Here is a 15,604-nt window from a genome sequence, read left to right on the forward strand (position 1 = left end):
ACGAGCCACCGTGACGACAAGCCAGGAATCCATCGCGCGCTGGTGCCAAGCGTACATCGCGGACCTGCTGGGAGTGGCGCCGGACGCGGTGTCACCCACGGCGTCGTTCGACCGCCTGGGAATCGACTCGGCCGTCGCCGTCTCGCTGCTGATCGAGGTGGAGGAGCGGTACGGCGTCGACCTGCCGCCCGAGGCGCTGTTCGAGAACCCGAACATCGACGCGGTCGCCGCCTACCTGCACACGCTGACCGGGCAAGGGGCGGCTTGACCACCCAGGCGGCCGGCTCCCGGGCCACGGCCGCAGCCGGCTCCCGGGCCGCGGCCGCAGCTGCCATCCGCCACCACTACGACGTCGGCAACGAGTTCTACCGGCTGTGGCTGGACCCGTCGCTGACCTACTCGTGCGCGATGCCCGACGGCCCCGACGACGATCTCGAGGCCGCCCAGGAGCGGAAGCTGCGCTTCCACCTCGACGCCGTCAACGCCCGCGGCGCCGGAGCCGTCCTCGACATCGGCTGCGGCTGGGGTGCCGTCCTGGGACGTCTCGCCGGCACCTACCGGGTGCCGCGGGCCGTCGGGCTCACTCTCAGCGTCGAGCAGGCGGCCCACATCACCGGGATCGGTGATCCCGGGGTCGAGGTGCGTACCGAGGACTGGCGGGACTACGAGCCCGACGGCCCCTTCGACGGCATCATCTCGATCGGCGCCTTCGAGCACTTCGCCCGCCCGGACGACTCACCGGCCGAGAGGATCCGGACGTACCGGGAGTTCTTCGAGCGCACCCGGTCCTGGCTGACCGATGACGGCGCGCTGTCGCTGCAGACGATCGCCTACGCGAACATGCCCCGCGAGGCGGCCAGCACGTTCATCCAGCAGGAGATCTTCCCGGACGCCGAGCTGCCGACCCTGGCGGAGATCGCCATCGCCGCGGAGGGCCTGCTCGAGACGCGGTCGGTGCGTAACGACCGCCTGGACTACGCCTGGACCTGCGAGCGGTGGGCCAGCCGCCTGCGCGCGCACCGCGCGGAGGCGACCGCCCTCGTCGGGCCGGACGTCGTCGCCCGCTACGAGCGCTACCTGCGCATGTCCGCCCTCGGCTTCCGGATGGGCAAGATCTGTCTGTACCGACTGGTGTTCGCGCCCTACCCCCGCGGCTATGCCAGGCGAGCGGCCGCACGATGACGGCGGCGGCCGAGAGCACGACGATCCGCTTCAACCCGTTCAGCGCCGAGTTCCGCGAGGACCCGTACCCGATCTACCGGCGGCTGCGCGAACACCGCCCGGTTCACCGCACGCTGGGCATGTGGGTGCTCACCCGGCACGCCGACGTGCACGGTGTGCTGCGTGACCGCCGGTTCGGCGTCGGCGTCATCCCCGGCCAGATCGAGCGGGCGGTGGCCCGGCTCGGCCGCCACGCCGCCAGGCCCCACGGCACCAACCCCCACGACGCCAACCCGCACGACGCCAACCCGCACGACGCCAACCGCCACGACGCCAACCGCCACGACGCCGGGCCTCACGAAACCGGACCTCACGACGTGGGACGCATCGGGCGGCTGGCGGCGTCGTCCCTGGTGTTCACCGATGATCCCGAGCACGGGCGCCTGCGCGCTCTGGTCAATCGGGTGTTCACCGCCTCGGCGGTGAACACCCTGCGCCCGCGGATCAACGCCGTGGTCGACCGGCTGCTGAGCCCCGCCCTGGAGCTCGGCGGCATGGACGCCGTCGGCGACTTCGCGGCACCGCTGCCGATCGCGATCCTCGGCGACTGGATGGGCCTGCCGGACGACCTACGTGACCAGGTCGGCGGGTGGACCCACGACATCCGGTTCCTGCTCGAGCCGGGCCTGCTCAAGGCCGACGATCTCACCCGGGTGCGGGACGTCGTCGACACGTTCGTCAGCGCCCTCGGCGACGTCGTCGGCGAGCGTCGGGCCAGCCCGGGCGAGGATCTGATCAGCCGCCTGCTGGCCGCGCGGACCGGGAGCGGCGACCGGCTGGGCGACGAGGAGATCGCCTTCGTCTGCATCATGTGCTTCGTCGCGGGGCTTGCGACGACCACCTCGCTCATCGGGAACGCGCTGCTCGCGCTGCTGTCCGACCCGGCGCAGGACGCGCTGCTGCACCGCCGCCCCGAGCTGGCCCCGGACGCCGTCGCCGAGGCACTGCGCTACGACAGCCCGCTGCAGCTGACGAAGCGGCTGGCCTCGGGCGACGCCGAGCTCGGCGGGCAACGGGTGAAAGCCGGTGACGAGCTGCTGCTCTGCCTCGGCGCGGCCAACCGTGACCCGGCCGTGTTCGACCGGCCCGACAGCTTCGACATCGGTCGCGCCGGCCGTGGGCGCACCGGCGGCGGGCATCTCGCGTTCGGGCACGGGATGCACGGCTGTCTGGGCGGACCGCTGGCCCAGGCCCAGGCGGAGATCGCGCTCGAATCCCTGTACCGGCGGGCGGGACGGATCGAGCCGGCGGCGGATCAGGGCCCGGAGCCGAGCTGGCAGGCGCACAGCTTCATCATCCGCGGGCTGACCCATCTGCCCGTCGCCCTCGGGGACGTCCGTTGACCGCGGTCGAGGGCATGCCGTGGCTGCGCCTCGGCCCGGCCGAAGCAACGGAGCCGGCGGGGAGCCGGGAGCCGTCCGTGCGGCTCGTCTGCTTCCCGCACGCTGGGGCCGGCGCCACCTCCTTCGCCCGCTGGATCGGCCTGTTCCCGCCGGCGGTGATCCTGGTGCGGGCGCAGCTGCCCGGGCGGGAGGACGTCACGGCGCAGCCGCCGCTGCGGCAGGTGGGTGACGCCGTCGGAGCCCTGCTGCCGCAGGTGGCCGCACTCACCGACGGCACGGCGGGTCGCACGGAAGGCGGCGCGACGAGCGACACCGCGGGCAGCACGGCGAGCGACACAGCGAGCGGTGCGGGGCCGCTGGCGCTCTACGGGCACAGCATGGGCGCGCTGGTGGCCTTCGAACTGGCGCGGGCGCTCACCGCCGCGGGCAGGCCGCCGTCGCACCTGTTCGTCTCCGGCCGGCGGGCCCCGCACCAGCCGAGCCGCCGGCCGCCGGTCCACCGGTTCCCCGACGACGAGTTCGTGGCGGCGATGGAGGCGATGGGCGCGACCGACGGCGTCGTTCCCCGAACCAGGGCGTTCCTGCGCTACATGGTCCGGGTCACCCGCGCCGACCTGGAGCTGTCCGAGGAGTACGGCTACCGCCCGACACCGCGGCTGGGCTGCCCCATCACCGCCTTCTACGGGACGGAGGACCCGGTGGTCGACATCGACCAGGTCGAGGCCTGGCGGCACGAGACGGACGCGCCGTTCACGTTCCACACCTTCACCGGCGGCCATTTCTTCCACCAGCGGCACCGGACGGCCATCGTCACCCTCATGTCCCAGGCACTGGGCCCCGCGGACACGACCGGAGCTGTGGAAGCGACCGGAGCTGTGGACACGACCGGAGCGGTGACCGGGGCTCCGGCGTGAGCGTGAGCGTCAGCGGCCCGGAGCCGGCCGCGGCTCGTTCCCTGCCCGAGACCCTGCACGTCCGCGCCGCCACGCAGCCGACCGACCGCGCCTACGTGTTCCTCGACGACCGCGGCGAGGAGAACTGCGCGCTGACCTACGGCGAGCTGCACGCCGAGGCGCTCACCCTGAGCCGGCGGCTGGCGGACGTCGCCAGGCCGGGTGATCGGGTGCTGCTCGCCTTCGGATCAGGCCCCGAGTTCATCGTCGCCTACTTCGCCTGCCTCCACCGCGGGATCATCGCGGTGCCGGTCAACCCGCCGCGGGCCGGCCACGTGCAGAGCTCGACCCGAGCCATCGTCCGTGACTGTGATCCTGCCGCGGTGCTCACCGTCCCGGGCCTGCTCGCCTCCGTCGGCGCGGCCCTCGACGAGATCCGCCCGGGGGTGCGCCGGCTCGCGCTAGACCGGGACCGCCGCGCGGACGTCGTCACGGCGGACGCGCTCACGGCGGACGCGCTCACGGAGGGCGGCGACCTCCGGCCACCGGACCTGGAGGCCATCGCGTTCCTGCAGTACACATCCGGGTCCACCGCGGCCCCCAAGGGCGTCATGGTCACCCACGGCAACCTCGTGGCGAACCAGGAGATGATCAGGCGTGCGTTCGGGCACGACGAACGGTCGACCTTCGTCGGCTGGGCGCCCTTCTTCCACGATCAGGGGCTGATCGGGAACGTCCTGCAGCCGCTGCACATCGGGGCGACCAGCGTCCTGATGTCACCCGCGGCGTTCGTCCGCCGGCCGCTGCTGTGGCTGTCCGCGATCTCCCGCTACCGCGCCCACACCAGCGGCGGGCCGAACTTCGCCTTCGACCTCTGTGTGTCGCGCGCCGCCCGGGAGGCGGCACGGGGCCGCGACATCGGCGCCGACACCCGCACCAACGGCGACGGCGACGGCGACGGGCGGCTTGACCTGAGCAGCTGGAAGGTCGCGTTCAACGGCGCGGAACCGATCCGTGCCGAGACGCTCGCCCGGTTCGCCGAGACCTTCGCCCCGCACGGGTTCCGTCCCGAGGCGTCGTACCCGTGCTACGGCCTGGCCGAGGCGACCCTGCTGGTGACCGGCAGCCGGCCGGGCCGCGGCCCACGCACGATCACCGCGGCCCGCGACGGCCTCGCTCGGCGGAGCTACGTCCCGGCCGCGGGCGGGCTCGGGCGCGGCCAGGTGCTCGTCGGGTCGGGCCGGGTCCTGCCGGAGGAGACCGTCCGCATCGTCGACCCGGCCACCGGGCAGGTGTGCCCGCCCGGCGCGATCGGCGAGATCTGGGTGTCAGGGCCGCACATCGCGCGCGGCTACTGGCGCAACCCCGAGGCCAGCACCGCCACCTTCGAGGCCACCTGCCCGGACGACGAGCCGGGCCGCCGCTTCCTGCGCACGGGGGATCTCGGGGTGCTGGTCGACGACGAGCTCTACGTGGCGGGCCGCCTCAAAGACCTGATCATCATCAGGGGGCGCAACCTCTACCCGCAGGACATCGAGCGGACCACGGAGCAGGCACATCCCGCGGCGCGCCCCGGCCGGGTGGCCGCGTTCGCGGTTCCCGACCCGGCTGCCGGCGAGCGTCTGGTCGTCGTCGCGGAGGTCCGGGAGACGCCGGATGTCCTCCCCGACGACGTCGCGGCGTCGATCCGGGCCGCGGTGGTTCGCGAGCACGAGGTGTCGATCGGCGATCTGGTGCTCACCGGGGCGTCCGAGCTCGCGACGACCAGCAGCGGGAAGATCATGCGAGCCGCCGCCCGCGCCCGCTACCAGGACGGAGGCTTCCCGGCCTGGTCCCCCGGGGCTCGCGCCGCGAGCCAGCCGCTCGCCGCGCAACTCGACCGCTCGACACCCTGACAACCGCGGCGCGTGCTCACTCGCGCCGCAGCCGTACACAGGCCGCAGCCGTACACAGGCTGCGGTCGTACTCAGGCTGCGGTCGTGCTCAGTCCGCGGCCGTCACTCCGCGCCGAGGAGCAGGGCCGGGAAGGAGTGGTCCTGCCAGATCAGCCGGGATCGCTCCTCCGGGTAGGCGGTGACGGCGCAGGAGACGTCGAAGAGCTGGGTGAGGCGCCGGTCGCGGTCGTAGGCCGGCCAGCCGGGGTCACCCCCGGTGGCGAAGGCGGTCCAGGCGGTCCGCATCCGGGCCGACAGGGCCGTCGCCTCGGCGGAGGGGCTGTCACCGATCAGCAGGGCTGGCTGGCCGCTGGTGAGGTTGCCGAAAACGAGCGGCACATCGAGGCCGTGGCAGGCTCCGAACGCGCCGCCCATCCCCGGGGCCGGCCAGGTCAGCTCGTAGAGATGCACCCGGCCACCGGCCGCGGCCTGCGCCTCGGCGAGGTGCAGGGTGGGCATCCGGAACAGCCAGTCGGAGTGCACCAGTTCGTAGAGCTGGTCGGGGCTCGCGTCCGGGTAGGCGCCGCGGTAGCGGTGGGCGCCGTCCGGGCCGGGGGCGAAGACCTGAAGCGCGGTCTCCGCCTGTTCGGGGGTCACCTGGCCGAGCAGGCCGGTGAAGGCGGTGAACAGCCGCTGCTCGTCGCGGGTGTGGCCGGCCAGCAGGTCGACGTCCCGGCTGCTGCCGGATGCCACGGCCTGCCACGGGGTGACCGGCAGGACGTCGCCGTCGACGACCGGCGCGAACAGGATCGATCGCTGTGCGGGCTGGCCCCAGCGCTGCGCCCGGGTGGTCAGCGTCGCGGCGACGGCGTCACCGGCGAGGGCCAGCAGCGCCGGGTCCGCCGTGGCGAGGTCCGCCGAGGTGGGACGCAGTCCGAGCTCGGCGGCGCAGGCGGCGGCGATGTCGGCGGCGAGCTGGGGCGAGAAGAAGGTGCCCGGCACGCTCTGGGCGATGGCTCGGCGGAACAGCCCGGCCGCCCGGGGCATGGCCAGCAGGGCGGCGACCGATCCGCCACCGGCGGACTCGCCGAAGACCGTGACATCGTCCGGGTCGCCACCGAAGGAGGCGATGTTGTCGCGCACCCATTCCAGGGCTGCGACCTGGTCGAGCAGGCCCCGGTTGGAAGGTGCTCCCGCGAGCTGGGCGAAGCCCTCCATCCCGACGCGGTAGTTGAAGGTCACCACGACCACGCCACCGTCGCGCGCCAGTCGGCCGCCGTCGAACTCGGGCTGGCTGGACACGCCGATCGTGTACGCGCCGCCGTGGATCCACACCATCACCGGCAGCGTCGCGGCCGGGTCGGCCTCGGGCGACCAGACGTTGACCGTCAGCCAGTCGTCGCCCGCCACACCCTGGGCCCCCGAGTCCTGGGCACCCGTGCCCTGGCCGAGCATGTCGGTCTGCGGCGGCGGGGGGCCGTACGAAAGGGCGGGCCGCACCCCGTCCCAGCTCGCGGCCGGCCGCGGTGCGGCGAAGCGAAGCCGGCCGACCGGCGGCGCGGCGTAGGGGATGCCGCGGAAGACCGCGACGCCCGACTCCAGGCTGCCGCGCAGCGCCCCACCCGCCACGCGGACCTCGGGCCGGGGCCCGGCTGACGCCGTCCCGCTGTCAGCGGTCGCCATGGTTTCTCCGGTGCGGGCGCCGTGTGCTCGATCGCTTACCTGCACGGAGGAATCATCACGCGGGGCCGGCACGCTTCGCCAACCATTTACCCGCCGCGCATCACCACACCTGCCCACCCGGGCCAGCCTCAGCCGGACCCGCCGGGTCAGCCTCCGCCGATCGTGCTCGAGGGCACAGGGGGCGTCGGGGTCGTCGACGGCGCCGCGGATGCGCAGGTGATCGTGGCACTGGCGCGGTATGCCGGGGATACGAAGGTGATCTGCCCGTTCTCGTAGATCTCGATCTCATCCGTGTTCGTGGTGGTCTCCCCGGGAGCGCCGTCCACGGTCATCGTGAAGCTGACGGTCTGCGTCCCGGCGCCGCTGAAGGTCAGCGACTGCGCCCCGGGCCCGTGGTTGCGCCAGGCCCACGTGGCGGTGCCCGCGCCGTTCGCGGTCACCGTGCCGGTGAAGGTGAGCGTCAGCGGGCAGGTGTAGGTACCCGATCCCGGGCTGACGGAGGCGCGTCCGGCGGTGGCCTTGAACTGGGCCCCGACGGTGACGGTGGCCGTATCCGTCGCGGTCACCCCGGAACCGTCCCTGATCGCGGTCAGGGTGACGGTGTAGGTGCCCGGCGCCGTGTAGGTGTGGGTGGCCGAGGAACCAGCTGCCGCCGGGCTCCCATCGCCGAAAGTGATGCGGTAGCTCAGGTGCGGGTCAACGAGGTAACGGATGGTGTCCTCGGCTGTCACGGTGAGCGGCGCCTCGCCGGAGGTCGGTGTCACGGCCAGCGACGCCTGCGGCGGGCCGCAGTCACCGTCCGTGCGCGCCGCGACCTGGTGCGGCTGGGATCGCGCGGTCGCGCCGTTCGCCGCGGACACCGTGCCCACCAGGGTGAAGGCGTCGCATCCTGTGACGTCGACCCGGAACGCGCCGCCGCCGAGGGCGCTGACCGTCGTGCCCGTCGCCGGTGACGCGTCCAGGGCGTAACGGGTCACGGCGGCGCCCGCTCCGGTACCAGGGCGAACCCTGACGTCCAGGGAGGTGGTGGACGTCTGCGCGACGTCGAGGGTGGGTGTCGCCGGGTTGGCGGGCTGATCGGGCTGCGGCTGGGTCCGAGTCGGGTCGGGGTCTGGTTGAGGCGGGGTGCCCGTGGAAGTGCCGGGGGGTGGGGTGCGCGACGGGTCGGGCTTCGTGGGAGGCGCCTGGTCCACCACGTTGATCGTGCTGCTGACCTGGACCTGCTCGCCGCTGGCGAGCCCGGCCCGAATGGTCACCGGGTAGCTGCCCGGCCGTGCCCAGGTGTGCGACACCTCCGCTCCCGCCGCGGTACCCGCGTCATCGCCGAACGACCACCGCACCGAGGCCAGCCTCGCCCCGTTGGAGGCGATCGCACGCAGCACCACCGGGCGGCCGGCTGTCGCCGGATTCGTCGAGGTCTGGATCTGCACGGCGGATCGATCACGATCCGGCGTGCCGGAGACGGTCGGCGTCGGTGGCCGTGGCGACGCTGTGCCGGTCGGTGGGGTGGTGGGCTTCGAGGAGTCCCCGGAGCCACCGGAGCCACCGGAGCCGCCGGAGCCCTGCGTGTCTTCCGCGCCGCCGCTGCCTCCGGAGAACAGGTTGTCCCCGGGCCGGTCGGGGTTGTACTTCTGGATGGGGATGGTCTGGCCGGTCAGGGACAGGACTCCGGCGCGGGCGCTGGCGGGGTCGTTGTAGAACACGAACGGCCCGCTGGGAACAAGGTCGAACGGCGTGTCCGGGTCGAGGACGTCGGCGTGCGTCACGGTGTCGGGGTGGGCCAGGTCCGCGATATGGACCTGGCCGGTGGTGAAGTCGGGGATGAAGACCCGGCCCGCGGCCTCCGTGGGTGCGCCGAGGGTGTGCCCCGCGGCGTCGAGGTCGATCGCGGTGTCACACCGGTTGCTGTCCAGGTCGCTGACGAGGAGAACACCTCGCTGCCCGGAGGCGGCATACACCCGGGACGCGGCCGCGGATCCGGTCAGTACGGCGGTGTCGTCCCGCGCGCCGCCGGCCAGGCAGGTCGGCCCCCCGAAGGTGCCGTCGTCGTGCAACGGACGCACGGCATCCCCGTCGACGACGACGGCTCGCCCGCCGACCTCGAGCAGCCGGGCCGCCGGTGACGCGACGGCCCCCGTGCGGGGTACCGCCGGGCCCGTGCCGGCGCTGTCCAGGGAGACGATCCGGCCCGAGCCGGCGTCGACCAGCCACAGCCGGCCGGTCGCGTCCACCACGCCGCCGCCGGGCCCGATCCGTGACACGACGGACTGCGGCTGGCCCGCGCTCAGCGTCCGGGAGTCGGCGCTGGTCACCAGCCCGGTCTGCTCGGCGAAGACGTACGCGCGACGCGGGCCGGCGAAGACCCGCAGCCGCTGGCCCGGCCGGGCGAAACGCACCGGCTTGGAGACCTCGTAGGAGGCGCTGTCCACCCGCACCACCGTGCCGGTGGACGTGTCAGCGACCAGCGTCTGGGCACTGGTCGAGGCGGCGGACAGATCCGAGCCCGGGTCGGCGACCCTGACCTGGGTGATCAGCTGCCCGGAGGAGCCGTCCACCAGCGCGGCCTGGCCGACCGCGGAGGACACCAGCCACGCCGACCCGCTGTCCAGCGACACCCGCAGCGCCCGGTCGTCATGACTCGACACGACCACCACCGCCACCGCGGCGATCGCGAGGATGGCGCAGGTCACCGCCAGCCGCATGCCACGATCGGCCGACCGTCGCATCCCCACGCTCGTGTTCACCTTGGCCCCGCAGCAAGCTGTCAGCCCGTGGCGTGCGTACCGCCGCAGGAAATTCCCCCGGTTAGTGCGGCCCTGCGACCCGCGACGCCCGAGTTTCTCCGGATTCCGGTCCGCCTGCGCAGTGGCCGCTTCGTCTGCGATTCCGATTCAGAATCAGAATCACGGGCGCCGATCCGGCCGTCAATGTCCTTTCGGGCAGTCCCCCGGGCCATATGTTCCGCATGTTCCGCGCGCGCGGGTGGCAGGACGGCTCCGGCGGTTGACTCTCCAGTTGGTGGAGGCCCGATGATCGGGTTCATGATGATCGGCGAGCTTGCGGCGCGTACCGGGCTGTCGGTACGGACACTGCGGTTCTACGCCGACGCCGAGGTGCTGCCCGCGCAGGGACGTACGACGGCGGGGTACCGGCTGTTCGGGCCTGAGGCCGTCGCCCGTGCGCGCCTGATCCGTACCCTGCGCGAGCTCGGCGTCGGTCTGGACGACATCAGGGAGGTGCTCGGCGCCGAGACCTCACTGGACGAGGTGGCCGCCCGGCACGTCCGCGCCCTTGACGCCCAGATCCGCGTGCTGCGGCTGCAGCGTGCGGTGCTGCGCGCCTTCATCGGTTCCACCGACCCAGAGGAGCTGCGACGGATGACCGACCTCACCAACATGACCGACGAAGAGCGTCGCCGGATCGTCGAGGAGTATCTCGACGCCGTCTTCGGTGACAGCCCGAGCGCCGTCGCCGACAGGATGGCGATGGGTGCACCCGAGCTGCCCGAGGATCCGACCCCGGAGCAGGTCGTGGCCTGGGTGGAGATCGCCGAGCTGCTGCGGGATCCCGACTTCATCGCCACCAGCCGGCGGATGGCGCAGCGGGCCCGGGCCGAGGGGCCGGAGCCGGACGTGGCGCAGTTCGATGTCGGCAAGGCCGTCGGCGAGCTCGCCGGCCCCGCCGCGAGGGCCGGTGTCGACCCTGCCGCGCCTGAGGCTCGGACGATCGTCGAGCGTCTCGAAGCGCTTGGCCCGACCCCGCCGGAGGACCGCACGCGGGTGGCCGACCGGATCGAGGCCTTCACCGACCGCCGCGTCGGCCGTTACTGGACGCTCGTCGGCATCATCAACGGCTGGGCGCCCAGCCAGGCGCCCGACGACATCATCGACGCCTGGGAGTGGTACTCCCGGGCGCTGCGCGCCCACGCCTGAGCGGAGATCACCGGGTGTTGCCACACCCGACTACTACGCCATACGATGCATCGCATGGCGAGATTCGGGCGGGACGAGGGCTTGGCCCGCTTCGGCGAGCCGGGCGTACTCGTCCTGCTGTCACTGAGCGAGGGCCCCAAGCACGGCTACGCGATCACCACCGATGTGCTGGAACAGACCGGGGTCCGGCTCGGGCCCGGCACCCTGTACGGCTCGCTGACCAAGCTGGTGGAACGCGGCCTGATCGCCGCGCTGCCCAGCGACGACCGCCGCCGCCCCTACGAGATCACGGCAGCGGGACGGGCTGCCCTCGCCGCCCAGCTGGCGACCTGGTCCCGGGTCGTCCACACCGGGCAGATCCGGCTGGCCCAGGCGTGAGCATCGCGAGGCGTTCCCTTCTCGCCCTGTGCCCCAGACGGTGGCGGGCGCACTACGGCGACGAGTTCGCCGCGCTCCTCCAGGACACTCCGCTGACCTTCGCCGTCGTCCTCGACGTCCTTCGCCTGGCCGCCGGGCTCCACCTCCGGGGCAGGCCGCGGCTCACCCGGCTTACCGGCTCGACACTCGCCACCGCCGCCGTGGAGGCAGCCGCCGTACGAGCCGAGCTGACCGACAACATCCTGTGGGCACCGACGACACCGCTGCGGGCACTGGCCCTGGTCGCGGTCCTGATGCCGACGGCACTGCTGGTCGGCTCCGCCGCCGTGCGCCACGCCCGGCACCGCGGGCAGGCGTCGCCATGACGGGGCTCGCCGTGGCCGCCGCGGTCACCGCCGGCCTGATCATGGTGGGTCTGGTGGCGGCACGCCGGCCGGCGCCGCGGCCTGCCACCGGCTGGGCCACCCGGCTACGGCGCATCGCCCTACACCTTCTCCTGCTGGCCGTCGGCGCCGTTCTTGTCGCCCGGGCCGGATACATCCTCGCCACGGAACACCCCGGCGACCCGGGGACGTATCAGGACGACTGGGGCGGCCCCTACTACGCGGGCTACGTGATCGTGCACGTCGGCCCGGCCATCCTCGCACTGTTCCTGATCTACCTGGCCGTTCGCCGCGGCCTGCAGGGGACGTCGACGGCCGTTCGGCGATCGATAGAGCGGCCGAGAGCCTGGCCCGCACGGTCGTCGACCGCATCTGACCCGCGTTCACCCGTCGCCGACCACCACGAGACACCAACAAGCAGGAGTCATCGTTAATGCGCGCATCGTAGCCTAACGCAATCAAAGGGGCTTGACGGGCTCGTGTTAGGCTCGTGTTAGGCTCGTGTTAGGCTCTGGAGGTCATGGCGTGCAGGCTGCGGAACTGGCCGAGATCGTCGCCTCTCTCCGCCGGATCGGCCGGGATGACGCGGGTCTTGAGGTAAAGCGGGCGTCAACTGGCAAGTTGCCCAGCGAAACGATTCAGACGCTGTGCGCCTTCGCGAACACGCCGGGTGGCGGCACCCTGATCCTGGGTCTCGACGAGGCGCAGGGGTTCGCGACGACTGGCTGCGAGCACGCCGCGAAGCTCGCCGGCGACATCGCAAGCCTGTGCCGGGACGCTCTTGTACCACCACTCGCACCCGTGATCAGCCTGCCGGAGTTCGAGAACATGACGCTGGTCGTCGCAGAAGTGCCGGAGCTCGACCCCGCGGACAAGCCCTGCTACCTCCGAGGGAAGGGCCAGCCCAACGGCTCGTACATCCGCATCTCGGACGGAGATCATCGACTCACCTCCTACGAGGTCAGTCAACTACTGATCAATCGGGGCCAGCCGGCCTTCGACAGGGAACCCGTCGAAGAGGCCCGGCGTGCCGACCTGGACGGCGAGCTCGTCGCGGACTATCTGCGCGAGCTCCGCCGGTCCCGGCCAGCGCTGGCCCGACGGGACGACGAGGATCTGCTTCATCGGTGCGGAGTGCTTGTAAGGAGCGCTCCTGACGACCAGAGACTCGTCCCGTCGCTGGGCGGACTGCTCGCACTGGGCCTGGACCCGCAGGGTTTCGACGCACTGCGCGCCTGCTCGATCACCGTGACCGTGTATCCCACGACGCGCAAGGGAGAGCCCGGCCCGGATGGCCAGCGCTTCCTGGACGACAAGATTCTCGAAGGTCCTGCCCCCGTCCTGCTCGAAGAGGTGTTCACGGTCCTGCTCGCCCGCATGAGCAGACGCGGCATGGTGCAGGGACTCGGCCGGGAGGATCGCTGGGAATACCCACCAGAAGCCCTCCGTGAGATCTTGGTGAATGCCGTGGCCCACCGCGACTACAGCCCGATGTCCCGAGGAACACGCATTCAGGTGGAGATGTACCCCGATCGACTCGAGGTGATTTCACCGGGTGGCCTCTTCGGGCCGGTCACCATCGACCGCCTGGGAGACACGAACATCGCCTCAGCGCGAAACAGGGTGCTCGTTGACATTCTCGAGAGCGTTCGCCTCCACCGAGACCGGAGGGCACTGTGCGAGGGACGGGCGACCGGCATCCCCACCGTTCTCAACAGCCTTCGCCAGGCCGGACTCGCACCACCCAGCTTCAAAGACCACATCAGCGAATTCAGGGTCATCGTGCCGAACAGGACCCTGCTCGACGAAGGTACCCGGGCCTGGCTGCACTCGCTGGGTCAGCCGGGAATTTCGTCGACCCAGGAGATGGCCCTCGCGATCCTCAGGACTGGCCGCGCCATGACGACCGACGAGTACCGCATCGAACTCGCGGTAGACAGCAAGGTAGCCCGGCGCGAGCTCGCCGATCTTGTCCAGCGTGGCCTGGTCAGAATGGTGAACCAGCGCCGATGGGCACGGTACGTCCTGGACGACACAGCCGAGGATCCACATCCGACGCTTTTCTCCGACGAGCCCGGTCCCGAGCCGGCACACGCAGCTGTGACACCCGCCAGACCCGGGACGATCCTCGCACTGCGCAAACAGCGGGTTCTGGAACTTCTGGCTGCCGAGTCACCGCTGAGCCGAGCGGAGATCGCCACACGGCTTTCCCTCACCAATCGACAGGCCACCTATGCCCTGACCAGACTGACCTCCGACGGCCTGATCGACAGAACGACGAAGACACACAGCGATCCCCATGCGACATATCGCCTTGCGAAGCCGCCGAGCTGAGTCTCGCGTCAGCTCCACGTGCCGGCATCATCCGGCTGGGCAGTTTTCTCCTCCACCCCGGTCTGACTGCCCGCGGAGCCATGGTTGGCGTAGCCGGGGCCTGCGGCCGACACTGTGTGCGTGTTCGGCGAGGACCCCAGAGCGGTCTACCGGCGTCTGCGCGCAGCGCATCTGAGCGCTGTACGGGCCGCGCTCGAGGACCATGCGGCACGGCTCACGTGGCCGCGCCAGCGGATCGAGGACTACCGCACGGAACGGCTCCGGTCGTTGCTGGGTCTCGCGCGCGAGCACTCGCCCTTCCACGCGGCCCGGATGGCCGACATCGACCCGGCCACGGCGACGGTTGACGACCTCGCGCGACTGCCGGCCATGACCAAGCAGGACGTCCAGAGCAACTGGGACGCGATAGTCACCACGCCGGATATCGACCGGGCAGGCGCGGAACGGGTGCTGGCCCAGCAGGGCTGGTTCTCCTACACGCCCACCGGACTGCAGGTTTTCAGCTCGGGCGGCTCAAGTGGTGTGCGCGGCGTCTACATCTGGGACTGGGAGCAGTTCATCACGCTCGCCTGTCTCGCCTGGCGATGGCAGGTGCGGGGCGAGCGAGCATCAGCCGACTCGGACCGCGCTGCCGACTCGGACCGCGCTGCGGGCCCGGCGGGCCCGGCCGGTCGGCCGGCGCGGCTGGCCGTGCTGGAGGCCGGCGAGCCGCCGCACGCCAGCACGCCGCTGTTCGACGTCGCGACCGGGCCGTCGACGCGGACCTTCGTGATCCCGACGACGGCCCCGTTCGATCAGATCCTGCGCGCGGTGAGGGAGGCACGGCCGACCCATCTCGTCGGCTATGCCTCGGTGATCGGCCGTCTCGCCCGGGCCGCGAACGCGGGAGAGCTCGACATCCGGCCGGTTCGGGTGAGCACCAACTCCGAGCCGCTCAGCGCCCAGGACCGCGACGCCATCGACGCCGCCTGGGGCGTCCCCGTCCACAACCTGTGGGGTTCGACGGAGATCGGCGTCCAGGCCGTCGGCTGCGGCCACCCCGACGGCGACGGCCTGCACATCTGCTCGGACGAGGTGATCCTCGAGCGGGTCGATGCGGCCGGGCGGCCGGTCGCCCCCGACGAGCCGGCGGCGCGCACACTCGCGACCGGACTGGCGGGGCGAACCTTCCCGTTTATCCGTTACGACCTGGGCGACGAGATCACGATGCTGCCTGGCCGCTGTGCGTGCGGGAGTTCGATGCCGCGCGTCGCCGACATCGTCGGCCGGCGTGACGACGACTTCCGCTACGGGCGGCGAACGGTCCCGGCGAGCGTGTTCCGGCATGTGCTGGGCACCGACCCGCTGATCTCGGAGTACCAGGTGCGCCAGACCGCTGGTGGGGCGGATGTGCTGGTGGTCGGGTCACCCGACACCACCGCGGTGGCCACGGCGCTGGCCCGCTCGCTACGGCCCTACGGTCTCCCGGATGCCGACATAGGCGTGACCACCGTTGCGCGGATCCCCCGGCACGCCTCGACAGGCAAGCTCAAGCGGTTCGTCGCCCTGAGTGGCTAGCTCACG

At 72.1% G+C, this 15,604-nt stretch carries 13 protein-coding genes; 11 read left to right on the forward strand and 2 right to left on the reverse strand.

The genetic code is table 11. The features are described from left to right. Nucleotides 1–10: 10 nt before the first annotated feature. The 5 genes from ACG83_RS24205 to ACG83_RS24225 are packed head-to-tail and all read left to right on the forward strand — an operon-like array spanning nt 11 to nt 5,352. A complete protein-coding gene (locus ACG83_RS24205) occupies nt 11–268 on the forward strand; it encodes an acyl carrier protein (RefSeq protein WP_054568469.1) in 258 nt (85 codons plus the stop codon). Continuing rightward, complete coding sequence (locus tag ACG83_RS24210; RefSeq protein WP_054568470.1) at nt 265–1,182, forward strand: cyclopropane-fatty-acyl-phospholipid synthase family protein; 918 nt, start codon at nt 265–267, stop codon at nt 1,180–1,182. Before ACG83_RS24205 ends, ACG83_RS24210 begins: the two co-directional genes overlap by 4 nt. After that, the gene (locus ACG83_RS24215) at nt 1,179–2,564 is read left to right on the forward strand and encodes a cytochrome P450 (protein WP_054568471.1); all 1,386 of its coding nucleotides are present in this window, start codon (nt 1,179–1,181) and stop codon (nt 2,562–2,564) included. Before ACG83_RS24210 ends, ACG83_RS24215 begins: the two co-directional genes overlap by 4 nt. After that, the gene (locus ACG83_RS24220) at nt 2,561–3,478 is read left to right on the forward strand and encodes a thioesterase II family protein (RefSeq protein ID WP_235498135.1); all 918 of its coding nucleotides are present in this window, start codon (nt 2,561–2,563) and stop codon (nt 3,476–3,478) included. Before ACG83_RS24215 ends, ACG83_RS24220 begins: the two co-directional genes overlap by 4 nt. Continuing rightward, nucleotides 3,475–5,352, forward strand: a complete 1,878-nt coding sequence (locus ACG83_RS24225; protein ID WP_235498136.1) for a fatty acyl-AMP ligase — start codon at nt 3,475–3,477, stop codon at nt 5,350–5,352. The genes ACG83_RS24220 and ACG83_RS24225 overlap by 4 nt, the downstream gene beginning before the upstream one ends. A gap of 102 nt (nt 5,353–5,454) precedes the next feature. Here the strand turns inward: ACG83_RS24225 and ACG83_RS24230 are convergent, their stop codons facing one another. Beyond that, complete coding sequence (locus ACG83_RS24230) at nt 5,455–7,014, reverse strand: carboxylesterase/lipase family protein (RefSeq protein ID WP_054568472.1); 1,560 nt, start codon at nt 7,012–7,014, stop codon at nt 5,455–5,457. Nucleotides 7,015–7,160: 146 nt separating this feature from the next. Beyond that, entirely contained in the window at nt 7,161–9,740 is a 2,580-nt protein-coding gene (locus ACG83_RS24235) for a PKD domain-containing protein (RefSeq protein WP_054568473.1), read from the reverse strand. 303 nt (nt 9,741–10,043) lie between these two features. Between ACG83_RS24235 and ACG83_RS24240 the strand changes: the two genes are divergently transcribed. The 6 genes from ACG83_RS24240 (at nt 10,044) to ACG83_RS24265 (ending at nt 15,598) form a co-directional block, all read left to right on the forward strand. Further along, nucleotides 10,044–10,946, forward strand: coding sequence for a MerR family transcriptional regulator (locus ACG83_RS24240; protein ID WP_054568474.1), 903 nt, complete (start codon nt 10,044–10,046; stop codon nt 10,944–10,946). A 54-nt stretch (nt 10,947–11,000) separates the two neighbouring features. Next, entirely contained in the window at nt 11,001–11,324 is a 324-nt protein-coding gene (locus ACG83_RS24245) for a PadR family transcriptional regulator (protein ID WP_054568475.1), read from the forward strand. After that, nucleotides 11,321–11,689 (forward strand): hypothetical protein, encoded by a 369-nt coding sequence (locus ACG83_RS24250; protein WP_235498137.1) that lies wholly within the window; start codon nt 11,321–11,323, stop codon nt 11,687–11,689. The genes ACG83_RS24245 and ACG83_RS24250 overlap by 4 nt, the downstream gene beginning before the upstream one ends. Beyond that, nucleotides 11,686–12,141, forward strand: coding sequence for a hypothetical protein (locus tag ACG83_RS24255; protein WP_200931366.1), 456 nt, complete (start codon nt 11,686–11,688; stop codon nt 12,139–12,141). The genes ACG83_RS24250 and ACG83_RS24255 overlap by 4 nt, the downstream gene beginning before the upstream one ends. A 91-nt stretch (nt 12,142–12,232) precedes the next feature. Then, complete coding sequence (locus ACG83_RS24260) at nt 12,233–14,041, forward strand: ATP-binding protein (protein ID WP_054568476.1); 1,809 nt, start codon at nt 12,233–12,235, stop codon at nt 14,039–14,041. Nucleotides 14,042–14,155: 114 nt separating this feature from the next. Next, nucleotides 14,156–15,598 carry a phenylacetate--CoA ligase family protein gene (locus tag ACG83_RS24265; RefSeq protein ID WP_054568477.1) on the forward strand — a complete coding sequence of 481 codons (1,443 nt, stop codon included), beginning with the start codon at nt 14,156–14,158 and terminating at the stop codon, nt 15,596–15,598. The last annotated feature ends 6 nt before the right edge of the window (nt 15,599–15,604 follow it).

The organism is Frankia sp. R43 (genome assembly GCF_001306465.1).
Classification (GTDB): Bacteria; Actinomycetota; Actinomycetes; order Frankiales; family Frankiaceae; genus Parafrankia; species Parafrankia irregularis.